This window comes from Chloroflexota bacterium (genome assembly GCA_040902225.1).
Taxonomy (GTDB): Bacteria; Chloroflexota; Limnocylindria; order QHBO01; family QHBO01; genus CF-167.
On sequence record JBBDXT010000004.1, the window covers coordinates 3,187 to 19,603 of the forward strand.

At 67.5% G+C, this 16,417-nt stretch carries 17 protein-coding genes; 7 read left to right on the top strand and 10 right to left on the bottom strand.

The window, feature by feature from the left end; all coding sequences use genetic code 11:
- A partial coding sequence (locus WEB29_02270; protein MEX2135774.1) for a DNA methyltransferase occupies positions 1 to 628 on the bottom strand: 628 nt, incomplete at its 3' end.
- A 558-nt stretch (positions 629 to 1,186) separates the two neighbouring features.
- Here WEB29_02270 and WEB29_02275 point away from each other — a divergent pair.
- From WEB29_02275 to WEB29_02285, 3 genes are all read left to right on the top strand, one after another.
- On the top strand, positions 1,187 to 1,969 hold the full coding sequence (locus WEB29_02275; GenBank protein MEX2135775.1) for a hypothetical protein: 783 nt from the start codon (positions 1,187 to 1,189) through the stop codon (positions 1,967 to 1,969).
- 310 nt (positions 1,970 to 2,279) lie between these two features.
- Positions 2,280 to 3,857 (top strand): methyltransferase, encoded by a 1,578-nt coding sequence (locus WEB29_02280; protein MEX2135776.1) that lies wholly within the window; start codon positions 2,280 to 2,282, stop codon positions 3,855 to 3,857.
- Positions 3,854 to 4,768: a XamI family restriction endonuclease gene (locus WEB29_02285; GenBank protein MEX2135777.1), complete on the top strand. Its 915-nt coding sequence runs from the start codon at positions 3,854 to 3,856 to the stop codon at positions 4,766 to 4,768. The genes WEB29_02280 and WEB29_02285 overlap by 4 nt, the downstream gene beginning before the upstream one ends.
- Positions 4,769 to 4,879: 111 nt before the next feature.
- On the opposite strand, the gene WEB29_02290 is transcribed toward WEB29_02285, so the two are convergent.
- The 4 genes from WEB29_02290 to WEB29_02305 form a co-directional block, all read right to left on the bottom strand.
- Positions 4,880 to 5,704, bottom strand: coding sequence for a TIGR02391 family protein (locus tag WEB29_02290; protein MEX2135778.1), 825 nt, complete (start codon positions 5,702 to 5,704; stop codon positions 4,880 to 4,882).
- 127 nt (positions 5,705 to 5,831) lie between these two features.
- On the bottom strand, positions 5,832 to 8,135 hold the full coding sequence (locus WEB29_02295) for an AAA family ATPase (protein MEX2135779.1): 2,304 nt from the start codon (positions 8,133 to 8,135) through the stop codon (positions 5,832 to 5,834).
- Positions 8,132 to 8,272 carry a hypothetical protein gene (locus WEB29_02300; protein MEX2135780.1) on the bottom strand — a complete coding sequence of 47 codons (141 nt, stop codon included), beginning with the start codon at positions 8,270 to 8,272 and terminating at the stop codon, positions 8,132 to 8,134. The genes WEB29_02295 and WEB29_02300 overlap by 4 nt, the downstream gene beginning before the upstream one ends.
- Positions 8,273 to 8,822: 550 nt before the next feature.
- Positions 8,823 to 9,854, bottom strand: coding sequence for an HD-GYP domain-containing protein (locus tag WEB29_02305; GenBank protein ID MEX2135781.1), 1,032 nt, complete (start codon positions 9,852 to 9,854; stop codon positions 8,823 to 8,825).
- Positions 9,855 to 10,069: 215 nt separating this feature from the next.
- Between WEB29_02305 and WEB29_02310 the strand changes: the two genes are divergently transcribed.
- Positions 10,070 to 10,606, top strand: coding sequence for a GNAT family N-acetyltransferase (locus WEB29_02310; GenBank protein ID MEX2135782.1), 537 nt, complete (start codon positions 10,070 to 10,072; stop codon positions 10,604 to 10,606).
- A complete protein-coding gene (locus tag WEB29_02315; GenBank protein ID MEX2135783.1) occupies positions 10,606 to 11,541 on the top strand; it encodes a P1 family peptidase in 936 nt (311 codons plus the stop codon). The genes WEB29_02310 and WEB29_02315 overlap by 1 nt, the downstream gene beginning before the upstream one ends.
- Here WEB29_02315 and panB read toward each other — a convergent pair.
- From panB to WEB29_02340, 5 genes are all read right to left on the bottom strand, one after another.
- On the bottom strand, positions 11,538 to 12,431 hold the full coding sequence (panB, locus tag WEB29_02320; GenBank protein MEX2135784.1) for a 3-methyl-2-oxobutanoate hydroxymethyltransferase: 894 nt from the start codon (positions 12,429 to 12,431) through the stop codon (positions 11,538 to 11,540). The genes WEB29_02315 and panB overlap by 4 nt on opposite strands.
- Positions 12,432 to 12,434: 3 nt before the next feature.
- Positions 12,435 to 13,244 carry a pantoate--beta-alanine ligase gene (gene panC, locus WEB29_02325; protein MEX2135785.1) on the bottom strand — a complete coding sequence of 270 codons (810 nt, stop codon included), beginning with the start codon at positions 13,242 to 13,244 and terminating at the stop codon, positions 12,435 to 12,437.
- Complete coding sequence (locus WEB29_02330) at positions 13,241 to 13,915, bottom strand: DUF2520 domain-containing protein (protein MEX2135786.1); 675 nt, start codon at positions 13,913 to 13,915, stop codon at positions 13,241 to 13,243. The genes panC and WEB29_02330 overlap by 4 nt, the downstream gene beginning before the upstream one ends.
- Before the next feature lie 84 nt (positions 13,916 to 13,999).
- Complete coding sequence (locus WEB29_02335) at positions 14,000 to 14,269, bottom strand: UBP-type zinc finger domain-containing protein (GenBank protein MEX2135787.1); 270 nt, start codon at positions 14,267 to 14,269, stop codon at positions 14,000 to 14,002.
- Positions 14,266 to 15,141 (bottom strand): trypsin-like peptidase domain-containing protein, encoded by an 876-nt coding sequence (locus WEB29_02340; protein ID MEX2135788.1) that lies wholly within the window; start codon positions 15,139 to 15,141, stop codon positions 14,266 to 14,268. The genes WEB29_02335 and WEB29_02340 overlap by 4 nt, the downstream gene beginning before the upstream one ends.
- Positions 15,142 to 15,242: 101 nt before the next feature.
- Here WEB29_02340 and WEB29_02345 point away from each other — a divergent pair, with 101 nt between their 5' ends.
- Positions 15,243 to 15,662: a helix-turn-helix domain-containing protein gene (locus WEB29_02345; GenBank protein ID MEX2135789.1), complete on the top strand. Its 420-nt coding sequence runs from the start codon at positions 15,243 to 15,245 to the stop codon at positions 15,660 to 15,662.
- Positions 15,663 to 15,817: 155 nt separating this feature from the next.
- Positions 15,818 to 16,384 carry a hypothetical protein gene (locus tag WEB29_02350; protein ID MEX2135790.1) on the top strand — a complete coding sequence of 189 codons (567 nt, stop codon included), beginning with the start codon at positions 15,818 to 15,820 and terminating at the stop codon, positions 16,382 to 16,384.
- Positions 16,385 to 16,417 lie beyond the last annotated feature (33 nt).

Genomic DNA, 16,417 nt, shown 5'->3' on the forward strand with positions numbered 1-16,417 from the left:
GCCCCGGTGCGGGGCCCGGCGCCGGACGGGGAGCCAGGGCTGCCAGCCGTCTTGTGGCTATCGCCACCGCGCGGGCCGAGATGTCACCGCCGAGGACGCGCGCTCCGCGATCGGCGGCACCGACCAGCAGGGCGCCGGAGCCGCAGAACGGGTCGACCACCAGGTCGCCGCGCCGGACGCCAGCGATGGCCGCCAGTTGGCGGCCCAGCTCGATCGGCTTCTCGGTCGGGTAACGGCCGGCTAAGCGCGACGCCACCGCCGGCACCGACACCAGATCGCGGCCCGCCAGGGTTCGCGAGCCCGGCTGCAGGCCGACCACCACGTACTCGACCTGATGGCGCAGGCCACTGCCCAAGCCCGGCTGCTGCTTGTCCCAGACCACCAGCCGCTGGCGCGCGAAGCCGGCGGCACGCACTGCGGCCTGCGCGGCGGGTAGTCCGGCCTCGTTGGTGAGCACCATGGCCTGGCCATCGGCGGCCATCCGGCGCCGCGCCATGCCCAGAATCCGGCCGATCTGCGGCCAGCTCAGCGACCCCCGAAACCAGTGGCGTAGGTATTCGCCGCCGTGGCGGTGGACCGTGTCGTAGGGAGGATCCGTCAGGAGTAGGAAGAGGCTGGCGGGTGCCAAGTCCCGGAGCATGTCGCGCGCTGCCAAGCGCCGGACACGCAGCCGCGAGTCCGGCGGTCCGGGGCTAGTGCGTGCTACCCTCGCCGATGGGGGAGATCCCACGTATTTCTCCCTGACTCGATCCCCGCCGGCAGCTCGGCGGCTACCGGGGGGACCGATCGTGCTAACTGAGGTTGTGGGGGTCTTGCGGTGTCCCACCTCCGTCAGGCGACGGGTTCCACCCGCGCGTCGCGCAAGGTCTCACTCGAGCCCGCGCCAACTCACCACGCAAAGTCCCCCGAGCGCGATGGAGGCGAAGCTCCGGTCTACCGATTCCTAGCCGAGGCCGCCCGGGCCGCGGGCTTCACGGAGATCACGCCGTCGCATGTCCATCTCTTCGCCAAGGCTCGGCTGATCCCGCCGACGTCGACGCGTCGCTCGGTAGGGTTCCATGGCTTCGCCACCGAACTGCGGCCGCGCGTCGTGGAGCAGCTCTTGGCGCTATGCGCCCTGCGGCGGCTGACACGATCTCGCAAGGCGCTCGCGGTCCTGCTTTGGGTCGACGGTTGGGATATCCCGATGGACATGCTCAAGGTGGCGCTCCGATCGCCGCTCCCTACTGCACGCTTGTCTCGCTCTGACCGCTCACTCGACCGTGTTGACCGCATCGCGAGACGAAACCTGCCAAGGCTCATGCGCATGCTGCGACCAGGCCGGATGGGTGGCGCTGCGCTGGATGCGGCAGCGGCCTTGGCTCCCGTGCTATGGGCGCTGGTGGACCGGATCGACTCGGTGGCGGGATCGAATCTGGAGCGCCTGGTGGGCTTGCACCGGGGCCGCACCGACGGCCTCCCTGGGGCGAAGCCGTGGCTTACCGGGCGTCCGTCATTCGCCTGGAACGCCATGCTCCGCTATGCCGTTCCATCGCGGGTGCGCCCCTACATCGCGGCGGCGGACCAAGGGACCCTCGATCGATCCCGCCTGCACGCGCGCTTCCTGATCTACGAGCTACCCGCGTTCGCGCGCGGCTTAGAAGCCCGTAAGGGCGTTGGTTTCGGTGGTCTGCGCTTCGTCGCCCAACTCGGCCCGCAACACGCGGCAATGCTGGGATGCATCGCAGTCGTGGCCGACAGCTTCCCGGCGATGTCGCGGCGCTTTGACCTCCTTATCGAAGGCGTGGCGCCGTTCGCCGAACCGCGCGACATCCTCCTGGCGCTGGCTTCGGAATACGCCTCACAACACTGCGACCAAGCCGGCTTGCTGCGCCGACATGGCCTGGACGGTCTCATTGAACGCGGGCTGGCTCGCCGCCTGGAAGGGGTGGATGACCTGCTGACCCGCGCCGAGGCTTTCGCAGCCTGAACCGATGCAGACTTGCCCTTGATGAACCGCTCGGGCTTTCTTAGCGCAGGGTCAGATCCCTAATCACGAGGGCCGGGTGAGGTTACAACGAAGACCTGCTGTGGCTCGTGGGGATACGCGCCGCGCGTGGGACGCCTTTCGAGGACTCCCTGAGCGGGTGGCCCCTGTAGGGCGGCTCGGTCCTGCCTCCAGGCCGGCGCGCACTCACGACCTCCGAGCTGTCGCGTCCCGGTGGCATGATGCCGGCATGGCCGTTGCGTTCCCCCGCCCCGCTTCACCCGCCTTAGAACCCACGGCCGGAGCTTTGCTCGTGCGCCTGGCGCTTGACCTTGGCGCCGAGGAGTGCGGCGGTCCACTGACCGAGGCGGAACGCGTCCTCCTCAACGTCGCCCGCGATCTGCCGCCGACTGAGACCGCCGCTCAGACTGAGGCCCGCCTCAGCATTACCCTCGGGAGCGATCCTCTCGGCGAGCAGCTTCTCCGCTGGCGGTCACCTGCCGACCGACGCCCGGACGGTGCGTTCTACACCCCGGCAGCCATCGTGGAGCCGATGGTGGAGTGGGCGCTCGCGCAAGCGCCGGAGCGGGTCGTGGACGCAGGCTGCGGCAGCGGCAGATTCGCCGCCGAGATTGCACGACGCCGGCCCGCGCTGCCAATCGTCGCGGTCGACCGAGACCCGTTGGCGACGCTTCTCACCCGCGCCGCGCTCGCGGTCTTGGGTGCCGAGCGCCCCGTTGTGCTGCATACCGACTACCTCGGTCTCAAGCTGCCCGCGATACCCGGCCGCACCGCTTGGATTGGGAACCCCCCGTATGTCCGACACCACGACCTTGAGCCTGAGGTCAAGCGTTGGGCTGCGACCGCCGGGGCGGCTCTCGGTCGCCCGGTCTCCAGTCTGTCCGGGCTACATGCGTACTTTTTCCTGGCCACCGCACTCTTTGTCGAGCCGGGGGACGTGGGCACCTTCGTCACCAGCGCGGAGTGGCTCGACATCGGCTACGGCGCCCTGATCCGCCAGCTCCTCATGGACGGCTTGGGCTTGGAGTCTCTCCACGTTTTGGAGCCCACAGCCGTGCCGTTTGCGGACGTAATGACGACGGCTGCGATCGCGTGCTTCCGTGCGGGTGCGCGCCCCGAACGCGTGCGCCTCGAGTCGGTGTCCGATCTCGATGCCCTTGACGGTCTAGATGGTGGCCGCGCACTCCCTCGGGAGCAGCTCGAACTGAACCATCGGTGGACCGGTCTACTCCGCCCGCACGTCGCCCCGGTGTCTGGCCCGACGCTAGGCACCATCGGCCGCGTCAGTCGAGGCGTCGTGACCGGGGCAAACGACTACTTCCTCCTCACCCGCGAACGAGCCGCCAAGCTGGGCATCCTCGAATGGTGCCGGCCTGCGATCACCTCAGCGGTGGAGGTGCTCGACGCTGGTGGGGTGGTCCGTGATGGACCTGACCGGCGCCTCCTGCTTGCGCCTCCGCGCGACGTGGACCGCACGGCTCACCCCGCCTTGGACCGCTATCTCCGGCGGGGAGAGCGCCGGCCGGCGGACGCACCGGCCATTGTTGACCGGTACATCACCTCGCACCGGATTCCGTGGTGGCACCATGGCCGGCTTCGCTCGCCGCCCATTGTGGCTTCCTACATGGCACGCCGACCGCCGGTCTTCGCCCTCAACCCCGACGGCCTTGCCCTCGTGAACATCGCTCACGGGCTCTACCCGTATCGCGAGCTGAGCGAGGAGGAGCTGGGCGCCCTCGTCCTGCACCTGAACGGGCTGCGGGAGAGCTTCCGCGGCCGCGGGCGCACCTACCACGGTGGCCTGGAGAAGTTCGAGCCGCGAGAGATGGAGGCCCTGGTCGTCCCCGACGCCGAGCGGTGGGTTCGATGACAGGGCTGGTGGCACCGTCGGCTTGGGCCGATGAGGAATTGGAGCGGCAGCGACGCGTGGCAATCGCGCAGTTCATCGAGGACCGGATGGCTGAGGGCAGTGCCAGCTATCGCGCCCACTTCGCCGCCAACGTGGTACTCATCGAGCAACTCTTCGCGGACACCGACAACCTACTCGCCTTCGCGGACGGCGCGGCGCTGGCAGCCCTGCCGCCCCTCCTCCAGGTCGCCCGCTACCTGGCCGCGCCAGCGATCAGCGGCGACGACCTAGACACGCTGGCGGGCAGAGCCATCAGTGACCGCCGACGCCTTGACCCTGAGCTGGGCCGCTTGGCGGCGGAGGTGATTTTGGCTGCGGTGGACCCGGAGCGGTTCCCGTGGCTCGTCGAGACGCGACCCCGGCCACCCACCATCGAAGAACGGGGCTTGGCGATACGGTGGACCGCAGGTCTACGGGCGGCGCAGCAGGCGCAGATGGGCCGCCGGAGCGAGTCCGCGGGTCGGCAAGAGGCGGCGGTGCGTGGCCTTCTGGAGGCGCACGGATTCGAGGAGGTGGCACGTCGCCCGATCACGGTAGGGGGCGGTCTAGAGCCGGGCGAGTTCTGTCGGGAGACGCGGGTCGTGGGCCGCAAGTGCGACGTACCCACCCGCCTCCGAGACCGCCGCTTCCTGCTGCTGGAGTGCAAGGTCAGTAACAGCCCGGTGAACAGCGTGAAGCGGCTGAACAATGACGTCCTAGTCAAGGCTGGTGTCTGGCGCCAGGCGTTCGGACGGACGGCCATCACGGCAGCCGTGCTGGCCGGCGTCTACAAGCTCACGAACCTCCGCGACGCGCAGGAGGGCGGCGTGGCCATCTTCTGGGAGCACGACCTCGCGCCTCTCGTGGACTTCCTGCAGCAGACCAGCGCCTGACCGCGGGCCGCCTCCTCGGCCGCGAATCGAAAGTGCTCTCGCCGAGCACGGGGAATCGCCAGGATAGAGAGGGCCTCGTTTGCGCGCCTGCCGCCCGCGCTGGCGCGCGCTTCAAGCTAAGCGTGCAGGACTCGTGGTAACAGCCACGTCCAGCCGCCGGTGGAGGAAAGAAACGATCGTCAAGAGTTCGAGAGCCTCTTCCTCAGTCACGATCCGGAAGCCAACCTTGGGTACATGGGCGGGGAGGTTCCGAAAGTATGAGAATGTGCCCTTCATCATCAAGACAACGCCGCGGTGCTCGCTCCTGTCGTTCTCGGTCGTCAGGGAATTCCACGCGAGCAACGGCGTGCGGTTGTCTTCTATCCCCAGTGCCTGGTCGACAAGCGCGTGGCCATCGACGGTCAGCCCAGTCCGGTCCCGCAGCTTCTGGGCGACGCTCTTTGTCGCCTCAAAGACAGCGTGGAAGTAGTTGCCTTCGAGCAGTTCCGGTCGACAAAACCGTGAGACGTCAGCGGCGATAGCCCGCCTCACCAGTTCCGAACGCAGCTTGCTGGCTCGCTGCTGAGCCTCGGTCAGAGTCGTCGCCGCTGGGACAGCCTCCAGTTTGCCGTCGTCCCGGATTTGTATCCCTGCGAACGCGAGTATCAAGTTGAGCTCGTGGCGTCGATACTCGAACAGGTCGCGATTCTCGCGATACCGCACGGGATCGAGGGCGAGCTGGATGAGCTTTCCGACGCGGCTCCCCGATTTGTCGCGCGTCTGCCCGTCTTGTAGACCAAGAAACAGCCGGTCTCGCTTCGTAATCCCGCCGGGATCTTGGAACCCACATGCCGTAAGCAGGGTTGCGATCTCGCTCCCTGTGAATCCGCCATACGTCTCGCCGAGGATCTTGCTGATCTCCATCAGCTCGTTGTCGCTGAAGGGACGGATGGTCATCGTCGCTCCCGATCAGGTGTCGCGCTCTTTCGCCCTGGGACAGTACGCTCGCCCCGTTTAGACGTGCTCTCTCCCGAGGCTATCCAGCCAAGCGAGGGCAGCGTCCTCGACGACGGATTCGGTGAGCCTATCCGTCATCGCCCTCACCCTCCGCCGTCGCGACGATGCTTATCATTCCCTTGTAGTGCACCGGATCACACTTTTCGATCAGTTCTAGCACCTCGCCCAGCACAGACCTGGTCTCGGAGAGAATCGAGGGGTCGTGCTCGGGTTCAGCGATACTCCCGGAATGGGAGTACGTATGCAGAAAGCGCAGGATGCGCGTCTTCTTCTTCGCATCGAAGTCGACCTCTTCCATTTGCTTGAACAGATCGCCCTGCATAGCTGGGTAGCGGAAGGCCAGGAAGGTTTCAACCAGCCTTCGTGCGAGGTTTGGCATCCCGTAGTACTCCTCAAGCATGACCTGTGCGTCAGCGCGATGGACCTCCGCATGGACCCGCTTGAAGAGATAGTGGTACTCGGACTCGTAGTGCTCGAGAAGGGGATCCATGGGGCCTAGTGAAGCCGTCCGCCGCCCGGCTACGGTATATGCCTTTAGCAGGTAGAAGCGGGCAGGGCGGAGATCCGGATTCTTCTTCTTCTGATTATGCAGGTGATGAAACCAGTACTTGACCAGCCGAAAGAACCCAAAGTTGTGTGTCAGAACGAACAGCTGTCCGGCTCCCTGGGTCCGTTCCTTCATGTATCCGAACGCGGAGAACAGCGAGTTCGCGTCTAGGCTCGACACCGGGTCATCGATCAAGATCACGCTATTCGCCAGGTCAAAAGACCTGTCCTGCAGAGACTTCAGGAAATAAAGGAACGCAATAGCAGTCTTCTCGCTCTCGCTGAGGTCGCCTGCCGGCTGCCCGCCTCTTGTCATCGCATAGCCGGCATCCTTGACGTCCAGGTGGAGCTCGTCGTGACCAAGATAGGAGCGAAGCTCGGCATTGAGTTCTTCGGCTGGCCGTCGGTGCTCGACAATCTCTCGCTCGATGGCCTCGATCCTAGTCTTCAGTATCGGCGGATTATTGCTCACCGCCTGCAGGGCAGACTCGGCGTCCGTCACCGCGTCGCTGAGTAGACGGTACTGTGCGAACGCCTCGGCGGCATAGGATCGCTCGAGTGCCTCGCAAGCTTCTTTGACCTTGTTCGCGAAATCGGTCGTGGTCTCGTTGTGCTTCTCGATGGCTTCATTGACGGCTTGGATAACCCGAATCAGGGCGGCGCGATCTGGGCGGGACGTACCTTGCAGCGCGCTCTCCGACGACATGCGTTCAAACGGGGACTCACGCTTGCGGAGAAGGACCTCGCGCAATACATTGAGGTAGGCCGAAGCCTCCTCGAGCATCCGGCGAGCCTGTGACGTCGCCTCCTGCAGCTCGGGTTCGAGGTGGTCGTACAGTCGGGCCGGGTCCGGGAACAGCACTGCAGCCAGACGCTCGCGCTCTGACTCTACCCGGTTCGCAAGCGCCGCGACTTCGGACTGAAAACTCGCAAAGGCCTCGTTGAAATGGGCTTCTAGCCTGTGAACGCGGGCTGCCGGCAGGGGTTGATCGCAGAACCTGCATTTGTCGGTTTTCCGATCGCCTGAGTGAAGCGCCAGACCCTTCTGGACCCACGCGCCGACTTCCCCATCTCCGACCAGCTCGTCGATGACCTGCGACACCACGGACCGTTGCAGGAGGACCTCGGCTTCGATCGCTAGACCATCGAACTCAGTTACCTGAACAGCAACCCCAGGCACGGTGTCTCTGGGCTGAGCATCTTTCTGCTTTCGCAGTTTTTCCTTGTCATCATCCGGCAGCAGGGCGGCAGCCGCCGACGCCTCGGTCTGTTGCGCGATCGTCTGCTTGAACAGCCTCTTGTCGTAATTGTTGTACTTGGGAGCGTGCGAACTGATCAGGAGTTCCTTGATAACCCTGGCCTTGTTGATGCACAAGTCGTCCAGCGCGTTTTCGGCTCTCGACTTCTCCGTCCGGACCCTCGCCACCTCCTTTTCTGCCCTGACAAGCTCATCTTTAAGCTTCTCGACCTGCTTCTGCTTCTCAACGCTGTCCTCACCGAAATAGTAGATGGGGTCCATTCTTTCGCCAGCCGCGACGATGGTGGAAGCGATGAAGTCCCGGTTGAACACTCGAACCGTCGGCAGGCGTGCAGTCACCAGATCGTGGCCTGAGACTTTCGCGCCGTCGATCTCAAACTCAACATTGCCTTGGGCGACGCCAGAACGCGTCTGAAGATGGCCGAACAAAGAGGAGAGCGTGGTCTTGCCCGAACCATTCCAGCCGTAGATCAGATTGAACTGGCCGAAGGACCGTAGATCCGCTGGCCAGGTGAATTCGCGAAAGACCCGATGCCCTTCGATCTTGCTGATGCGGGTGACCTTCACGGTTCTACCACCAGCAACCGCTCGGCATCCTTCACCCGCACCTCGCCGGAGATGACCTTGGGCAGGAGCGCGTCGCGCTTGAAGCTGCCGCAAGCGGTCGTGCCGACGCCTGAGCTGCCCTGCCTCACGTTCTGCACGCGGTCCTCATCCCACACTCCCCGGTCACCCTCTACGCCTCGCCTGGCGCAATTGGCCGGTGGACCCTGACAGTATGGTCAGGTCCGTTACCTTGCGGCGTGCCATATACAATGCTTGGTCATGGTGGCAACTATGCGTAAATGGGTCTGAGATGCCGAGGGTTGCGCCCTACTACTCCGTCTCTCCGGAAGACCGACAGGTCTACCACGACAAGAGCAACTGCCCCGATGGCGAGCGGATCTTGCCGCAGAACCGACGGTTCGGTACCGACGGCAGGGACCACTGCAAGGAATGCCCGAAGGTTTCCTGACGCTCACAGCAATTGCCGCTCGAACACGAGTTGCCATCTCGGGCCATCCGGCTCGTGTCGGCGACGTGGGACTGGCGGCCCCATCGCGTCCTGTGTCCGCCGCCAGCCGACACCCGCTAGCACCCGGGGAACGGTGGGAGTTGCGGACCTGATACGCTGCAAGGTGCACGCGGAGTACCTCTCTGCGTGCCAAGCCCCCGGACTGGTACGCAGTCGCGGGGGCACTCCAACGGGTTGGCCTACGCCGCTGCCAGGGGTCCCTCTCTCAGCGGCAGCCGGCCGGCCTCCACGAGGTGCACGAACTCAGCGACCAGCTCGGGGTCGAACTGGCTGCCGGCGTAGCGCTTCAGCTCGGCCAATGCCCACTCAACGCTGCGCGCGCTCTGGTAGGGCCGGTCGCTGGTGATGCCGTCGAAGGCGTCCGCCACCCGCACGATGCGGGCCTCGAGCGGGATACGCTCGTGGCGCAGGCCGTCGGGGTAGCCGCTGCCGTCGAAGTTCTCGTGGTGCCAGCGCGCGATGCGGCGGGCGGTCTCGAAGCCCTCGCCCGCCGACAGGATGGCCTCGCCGAAGACGGTGTGCTGGCGCATCAGCTCTCGCTCATCGGCAGTCAGCGGACCGGGCTTGAGCAGGATCCGGTCGGGGATGTGCAGCTTGCCGACGTCGTGCAGCATGGCGGCCCAGCCGATCGCCTCCGCCTCGTCGGGTGCCAGCGCAACCGCCTGCGCCAGGGCCTCGGCCAGCGAGTGCACGCGCTGGATGTGGGCGCCGGTATCGGTGTCCCTGGCCTCGGCCCCCCGCGCCAGCGCCACCATGCCCTGTCGCTCGCGCGCAGCCACCGTCCGCGCCGCGCTGCGCCAACCATCGACGTTGCGGAGGAGCTGATCGAACAGCACGCCGGCAGTCGCGCCAATGCCCACGAAGAACACGCCGCGAATGAGCCAGGCCTCGGGACCCTCGACACTGCCGGGCAACCCCAACCAGGCTGCGGTGGGGCCGAACAGGACCGCCACCAGGACACCGGCCGGCAGGGACCCGCGCAGCCCATACAGGTAGGCGGCGAGCAGGATCGGCACGTAGCCCAGGTGGTTCAACGGGTTTGGCGATCCACCGCTCAGGCGGATGATGAGGAAGCCCGACAGCGCGCTTGCCGCGATGGCGGCGGCGGTCAGCACCGCGCGCGCCACGCCCTCGCGCTGCGCATTCGTAGCGCCAGCGACCGGAGCCACGCTGGTGACCGGAACGACCTGAACGGTTGTTAGCCCCCGCATGCGGCTCACCCTAGCCACGGACGGCGCGCGCGCACACTGGGCCGATGGTCCTACGCTGGTCCTGCGATCAGGCCGCTACCAGTGCCTCAGCAACCGTGACCGCCAGCACGAGTCGGCACGTGGGTACGGCCGGGTTGACTCCTCTCGCCCCGACCAGCTCCAACTCATGCACGGGCCTCGTCAAGCCGCACGATTCGTCCTGTAGGCTGACCGCCATGCAGGCGGATGACGTCATCCGGTCCGAGCGCCTGGATCTGCCGCTCCTGTCGCTGGATCAGCTGGATCACCTGGCGGCAGGCGAAGGCGCAAGCGTCGGCGCAGATCTCCGGGCGATCCTCCCGATTCCGTGGCTCGACGAGGTTCGTTGGCTGGCCGGCATGCGCGCCCAGCAACTCAGGCTCCGGCCCGACGACGCTCCCTGGCTGTTGCGGCCGATCCTCCTGCGCACGACGGAAGGTGCCCTGCAGGCGATCGGCTATCTGAATTTCCACGCCGGCCCCGATGACCGAGGCATGGTGGAGGTCGGCTACACGCTTCTCCCCGACGCGCGAGGCCAGGGTTATGCGATCGAGGCGGTGCGCGCCGCGTTCGACTGGGCGACCAGCGTCCACGGCATTCACGTGTTCCGGGCCAGCGTGGCGCCTGACAACGAGCGCTCCCTCAACCTGATCGGCAAGCTCGGGTTCCGCCAGACAGGGGAGCAGTGGGACGCGGAAGACGGGCTGGAGCTCGTCTTCGAGCTGGAGCGCTGATGCTGTCCATCCGCGACGTGCCGGGCATTGCGGTGGGCCATGCGACCGATGCCGTCGGCGTCACCGGATGCACCGTGGTCCTGGCCGATGGCGGCGCTGTGGCAGGCGTCGAGGTGCGTGGCTCGGCCCCCGGCACCCGCGAGACCGATCTGCTGCGGCCGACCGCGCTCGTCGAGCGAATCCACGCCCTCTGCTTCGCCGGTGGATCGGCGTTCGGGCTCGCCGCCGCCGACGGCGTGATGCGCTACCTGGCCGAGCGCGGAATCGGCTTCGACACCGGGGCACGTCCGGTGCCGATCGTGCCCGCCGCGATCCTGTTCGACCTGTTTGTCGGCTCCCCGAGCGCCACGCCCGGACCCGACGACGGATACGCCGCGGCCCAGGCAGCCGAGCGTAGCGATGCACCGCTGGAGGGCCGGGTTGGCGCGGGCACGGGCGCCACGGTCGGGAAGCTGGCCGGACCGGAGCTGACCAGCCCGGGCGGCGTCGGCAGCGCGGCGATGCGCCTGCCCGATGGCTCGACGATCGGCGCGCTGGTGATCACCAACGCGGTCGGGAACGTGGTCGCCCGCGACGGCCGGATCCTGGCCGGCGTGCGCGACGAGGCGGGTGACTTCGTGGATGCATCGGCCTTGCTCCTCGCCGGTCCACCCCCGGGGCCCGTCCCGCCGTCAGGGACCAACACCACGCTGGCGGTGGTCGCGACCGATGCCACGCTCGACCGTGCGCATTGCAGCCGGCTGGCGGCTCAGGCCCACGACGCGCTGGCGCTGGCCATCTCGCCGGTGCACACGGTGCTCGACGGGGACGCGGTCTTTGCCCTGTCGACCTGCCGCTCCCCTGCGCCGGATGGCCTGGGCGGCCTGTTGAGCCTGGGTGCCGCAGCGGTAGAGACGCTGCGCACGGCGATCGAGCGCAGCGTGACGGTCGACTAGGGCTTGTCCTCCGCGATCGCAGCCTCGAAGGCGGCCTGCTCGTCGGGTGGCATGCCGTACGTGTGGCGCTCTTCCGGGTAGGCCCCCGATCGGACATCGGCGGCGAAGGCGGCCAGCGCCTCGCGGATGACCGTCGCCAGGTCCGCGTAGCGCTTCACGAAGCGCGCGGTGTGCCCCTCGGTCAGGCCCAGCAGGTCGTGGTAGACGAGCACCTGCCCGTCGACTTGCGACCCCGCGCCGATCCCGATGGTCGGAATCTCGAGCGCCTCCGTGATCCGCGCCGCGACCGGCGTGGGCACGGCCTCGAGCACGAGCGAATAGCAGCCTGCCTCCTGCAGGGCCAGCGCATCGGCCAGCATCCTGAGCGCGCGCTCGGCCGTTCGCCCCTGCGCCTTGTAGCCGCCCAGCGCCGTGGCCGACTGGGGTGTCAGGCCCAGGTGGCCCATCACCGGGATCCCGGACTCGACGATGGCCCGCACGCGGGGCAGCATCCGTCCCGCGCCCTCGAGCTTGACGGTGTCGGCGCGACCCTCCTTGACGAAGCGGACCGCATTGCGCACCGCTTCCCGATCCGAGACCTGGTACGAGCCGAACGGCATGTCGCCGACCACCAGCGGCCGCTGTACGGCCGAGGCCACGGCGCGGGTCAAGAAGAGCATCTCGTCCATGGTCACCGGGACCGTCGAGTCGTGTCCGAGGACCACCATCGCGGCGCTGTCGCCGACGAGGACGACGTCGATGCCGGCCGCCTCGGCCAACCGGGCGCCGGCGGCGTCGTAGGCGGTCACCATCGCGATCTTGGCGCCCTGGCGCTTCATCTCCGACAGCTCGGTGATGGCCAGCTTGGCGGGAACCTGGGCTTCGCCGACGTTGGTATGGCTGGTGGTCATTGGCTATGCCTCTGCGTCAAGGAGGACATTGTCTATCAGACGCGTCGATCCGACCACGACCGCTGCCGCCAGGGTCGGTCCGTCCAGGTCTGCCTCGGCCACGTAGTCGACGTGGATTCGCGGCTCAGCGTCGAGCACATCACGGGCGGCGCGCACGGCATCGTTCCCGGACCGATGCGCTGCGAGGCCCGCCTGCAGTGCCCGAGGCAGGATGAGCGCCGCTTGCCTCTCCTCCGGCGAGAGGAACACGTTTCGGCTCGATAGCGCAAGGCCATCCACGTCACGCACGGTCGGACAGGCCACGATCTCGACAGGCAGCTCCAGATCCCGGACGAGTTGCTTGGCGACCGCTACCTGCTGCGCGTCCTTGCGCCCGAAATACGCGCGCTGTGGCTTCACCAGCAGGAAGAGCTTAGTGCAGATCGTGGCGACACCGCGGAAATGCCCGGGTCTTGAGGAGCCCTCCAGGAAGGTGCCGACCTTACCGGGGTCGATCCAGGTGTCGAAGCCATCGGGATACATCTGGTCCGCATCCGGGGCAAAGAGGACATCGACGCCGGCCGCCTCGGCGCTGGCGATGTCGCGGGCCTCGTCGCGCGGGTACCGCTCCAGGTCCTCGCCTCGACCGAACTGGGCAGGGTTCACGAACAGGCTGACCACGACCTGCTCGGATCCTTCGCGCGCCGCGGCAATGAGAGAACGGTGCCCGTCATGAAGGGCGCCCATGGTTGGCACGAGGCCGATGCTGGCCGCGCGCCCAGGCCCCGGATCCAGCGCCGCGCGCAGGTCGGCGATGGTGCGGACGACTTTCACGGGCGGGTCGCCTCGGCCAGCGCCCGGTACAGCGGCACGAGGTCGGGTGCGCGCTCCTCGAGGGCATGCAGGTGCGCCTCGACCGTCGTCCAATCGCCGCGGGCGATCGGTCCGGTCAGGACGAATCCGTTCTCGATGGTGCGGGTCATCAGTGGCAGCAGGGCCTCCGGCGGCGCGTGGCTCTCCTCGAGCAGCCGCGCGGCGGCACGATGGAGGGTCACCAGGAAGTTGCTCGCCATGGCAGCGCCTGCGTGATAGAGCGGCTTGTCGGCATCGGCCAGGTCGAACGGGCGGAGGCCCAAGATCTCCGCCAGCCAGCGAGCAGTCGAGCGGGCCTCGTCGGTTTCGGCGGTTACGGCGGCCCAGGCGCCGTCGAGCTGCTCCGGCCCGCGCTCGCGCGAGAGCGTCTGGAGCGGATGCACGCTGAAACGGCGGGTATGCGGCTCCAGCGCAACCAGCGATGTGGCTCCGGAAACGTGGGCCAGCCATGGGCCGACGGGCACCTCCCGTGCGACCTCGCCAATTGCCGCATCGGGAACGGCCAGCAGCACGAGCTCCGCATCGGCCAAGGGCTCGCGACCGGCATGCACGGTCAGTCCCCGCTCGGTCAGACGCCCGGCGAGAGCGCTGCCGGCCCGCCCCGTGCCGACCACCCGGACCGTGCTGATCATGCATGGGAGTCTGCCACACTGCCCCTCGTGCGCACGCTCACGCTCACCGGGGAGCGGCGGTTGTCGAGCTGCCGTCCCGTGGAGCTAGCCCTCCAGGTAGACCTCGTCCACGAAGCACCAGCGCCAGTCCTCACCCGGCTCCATCGACTCGACTACCGGATGGCCGGCCTCGCGCGCATGGCCCGAGGCGTGCCGGCCCGGCGACTGGTCGCAGCAGCCGACGTGGCCGCAATGCAGGCATCGGCGCAGATGCAGCCAGCGCTCGCCGGCGGCCAGGCACTCCTCGCAGCAGCGGCCCCGGGCCGGGACCGGATGGACGCCGTCGAGGTGGTGGCAGATCGGTTCGGGGCTCACGCCGCGATGGTAACGGTCCGCTCCTCCGCGCCGCGCAGGACGGTCAGCGGCAGGGCGGCGTCCGCGGCCACCGAGCCCATCGCCTCGAACAGGTCGTCGGCGCTCGTCACGGAGCGCCCGGCGGCGGCCACGATCAGGTCACCCTCGGCGATCCCCGCCTCGGCGGCCGGAGAGCCGTCCTCGACCTCTCGCACCAGCAGCCCGTCGCGCTCGTCGAGCCCAACCGCGCGACGCAGCTGCCGCGCCACGTGGGCCGGGGCGAGGCCCAGGCCCAGCCGTCGCCGCTTCGGCTCCTCACCGCGACCCAGGGCCGCAACGCGGTCACGCAGCGCCGCATCGGCGGCGATCGCCTGGTAGAAGCCGCTCCCCAGCCGGTTGGTGTTGATGCCGAGCAGCTTGCCATCGCCATCGACGATCGGGCCGCCCGACGAGCCGGGCAGCAGGGGAGCGGTGTGCTCGACCGCCCCCGCCACACGACGCCCTCGTGGGCCGCGGAACTCGCGTCCGATGCCGGAGACGTAGCCGACCGTGACGCGCAGTCCGTTCCCCGCCGGGTTGCCGATCGCGACAACTGGCGAACCGATCCCAAGTGCGGCCCCGTCCCCCCACGCAATTGCCGGCGCGTCGCCGGTGTCGACCCCGATCACCGCCAGGTCGCCATCGCCATCGGCGCCGAGGACCTTGCCGTCAGCGTCGCGCCCATCGGCGAAGAAGACATGTACCTCGTCGCCATGCAGGTTGTGCGCGTTGGTCAGCACCTTGCCGGATTCGACCACCACGCCCGATCCGCCGCGCCATCGGTTGCCAATGCCGACCGTCGATGCTCCCGCCGTTGATGCGACCGATGCGATCGCCTTACCAAGCTCGTCCATGGGACCCATTGATCTCTACTCCATCTGGTAGCGTGTGACTTGCAATGCGCAAGTTACTCTTCACGGACCGTTTGTCAAGGCCGATGCCGTACGATCCCGTCATGGCAGCGCACGACTCGCCGCTGGCCGCTGCGCTCGAGCGGGTGGGGGACCGATGGAGCCTCCTGCTGGTCGAGGCGCTCCTCCCCGGGCCGCGCCGATTCAACGAGCTGTCGGAGGCCGTGACCGGGATCGCGCCGAACATCCTGGCCGACCGTTTGCGGCGCCTGGAGACGGAGCGGATCGTGTCCGCGACTCCCTACTCGGAGCGGCCGCCCCGCTTCGCCTACGCGCTCACCGACGAAGGCCAGGAGCTGGCCGGCGCCCTGCGCCTCCTCGCTGACTGGGGCTCCCGCGTCTCGCGCGAATCCGAGCCACTACGTCATGCAGCGTGCGGCACGCCAGTCGAAGCGCGCTGGTACTGCCCGACCTGCGACCGCCCGGTCGAGGGCCAAGAGGCCGAGCAGGTCCGCCGGGTGTAACGTCGGCCTTCGACGACGTAAGCCGGGTGCTGTTGCGCCGCAACGGGAGCCAGGAAGCAAGAACTATGGATAGAGAGGCTGGCGTGGGGCCTGGGTCGTCAAGATCCATTGACGACCACCGCGGCGGTTCTGCGAACTGGATCGGCTCGACACTTGTGCTGTTTTTCGCCCTTTTCCTCGCGTCGCTGTTCGTCGCGAGCCGAATCACAAGCGAGATCGGCATTGCCGATCCGGAGCGGGAGCAGTTCGCGCTGCTGCAAAGTCTCCTGTTTGGTGCGGCGATGCTCTTTATCGTCCCGTTCGTCGGGCGACGACTCGGCCAATCGCTGCTCACGTGGCCGGGAATCGTGTTCGTCCTGCCATTCGCTCTCGCCGCGCTGGCGAACTACCTGATCTTCGAGGACGTCCGCTCCGGCTCCTACTTTGAGACCGACCACGCCATGCCCGAGATCTTCATTCCCCTCGCGGTCGTCCTTCTTGCATCGGCGCGCGTGGGGCGTCGAGTCGCAGTTCACCCGACCGCTCGCCGACGCTGGTTCCTGCTCAGCGCGGTGGTCGCGGGCGCTGTGCTCATTCTCGTAGCTATGGCATTCGGCAAGGCAGCGACCGACAGCGGTGACTTCGAGCTGGACTCGCCGGCGACCATCCTGACGCTCGCCATTATCGCGGCCTATGCGGTCTCCGCCATCGTCGGTGATCGGTTGAGAGCTCGCCGTAGGTGACTGACTAGGGACTCTTGATATGTGACTAACGAG

Bases quoted from the DNA above. Each gene is read 5' to 3' on its own strand.
- WEB29_02305 (MEX2135781.1), bottom strand. From the start codon at position 9,854: ATGCGGGGGCTAACAACCGTTCAGGTCGTTCCGGTCACCAGCGTGGCT.
- WEB29_02340 (MEX2135788.1), bottom strand. From the start codon at position 15,141: ATGGACGAGCTTGGTAAGGCGATCGCATCGGTCGCATCAACGGCGGGA.
- WEB29_02330 (MEX2135786.1), bottom strand. From the start codon at position 13,915: ATGATCAGCACGGTCCGGGTGGTCGGCACGGGGCGGGCCGGCAGCGCT.
- WEB29_02310 (MEX2135782.1), top strand. From the start codon at position 10,070: ATGCAGGCGGATGACGTCATCCGGTCCGAGCGCCTGGATCTGCCGCTC.
- WEB29_02290 (MEX2135778.1), bottom strand. From the start codon at position 5,704: ATGACCATCCGTCCCTTCAGCGACAACGAGCTGATGGAGATCAGCAAG.
- WEB29_02345 (MEX2135789.1), top strand. From the start codon at position 15,243: ATGGCAGCGCACGACTCGCCGCTGGCCGCTGCGCTCGAGCGGGTGGGG.
- WEB29_02315 (MEX2135783.1), top strand. From the start codon at position 10,606: ATGCTGTCCATCCGCGACGTGCCGGGCATTGCGGTGGGCCATGCGACC.
- WEB29_02285 (MEX2135777.1), top strand. From the start codon at position 3,854: ATGACAGGGCTGGTGGCACCGTCGGCTTGGGCCGATGAGGAATTGGAG.
- WEB29_02275 (MEX2135775.1), top strand. From the start codon at position 1,187: ATGGACATGCTCAAGGTGGCGCTCCGATCGCCGCTCCCTACTGCACGC.
- panB (MEX2135784.1), bottom strand. From the start codon at position 12,431: ATGACCACCAGCCATACCAACGTCGGCGAAGCCCAGGTTCCCGCCAAG.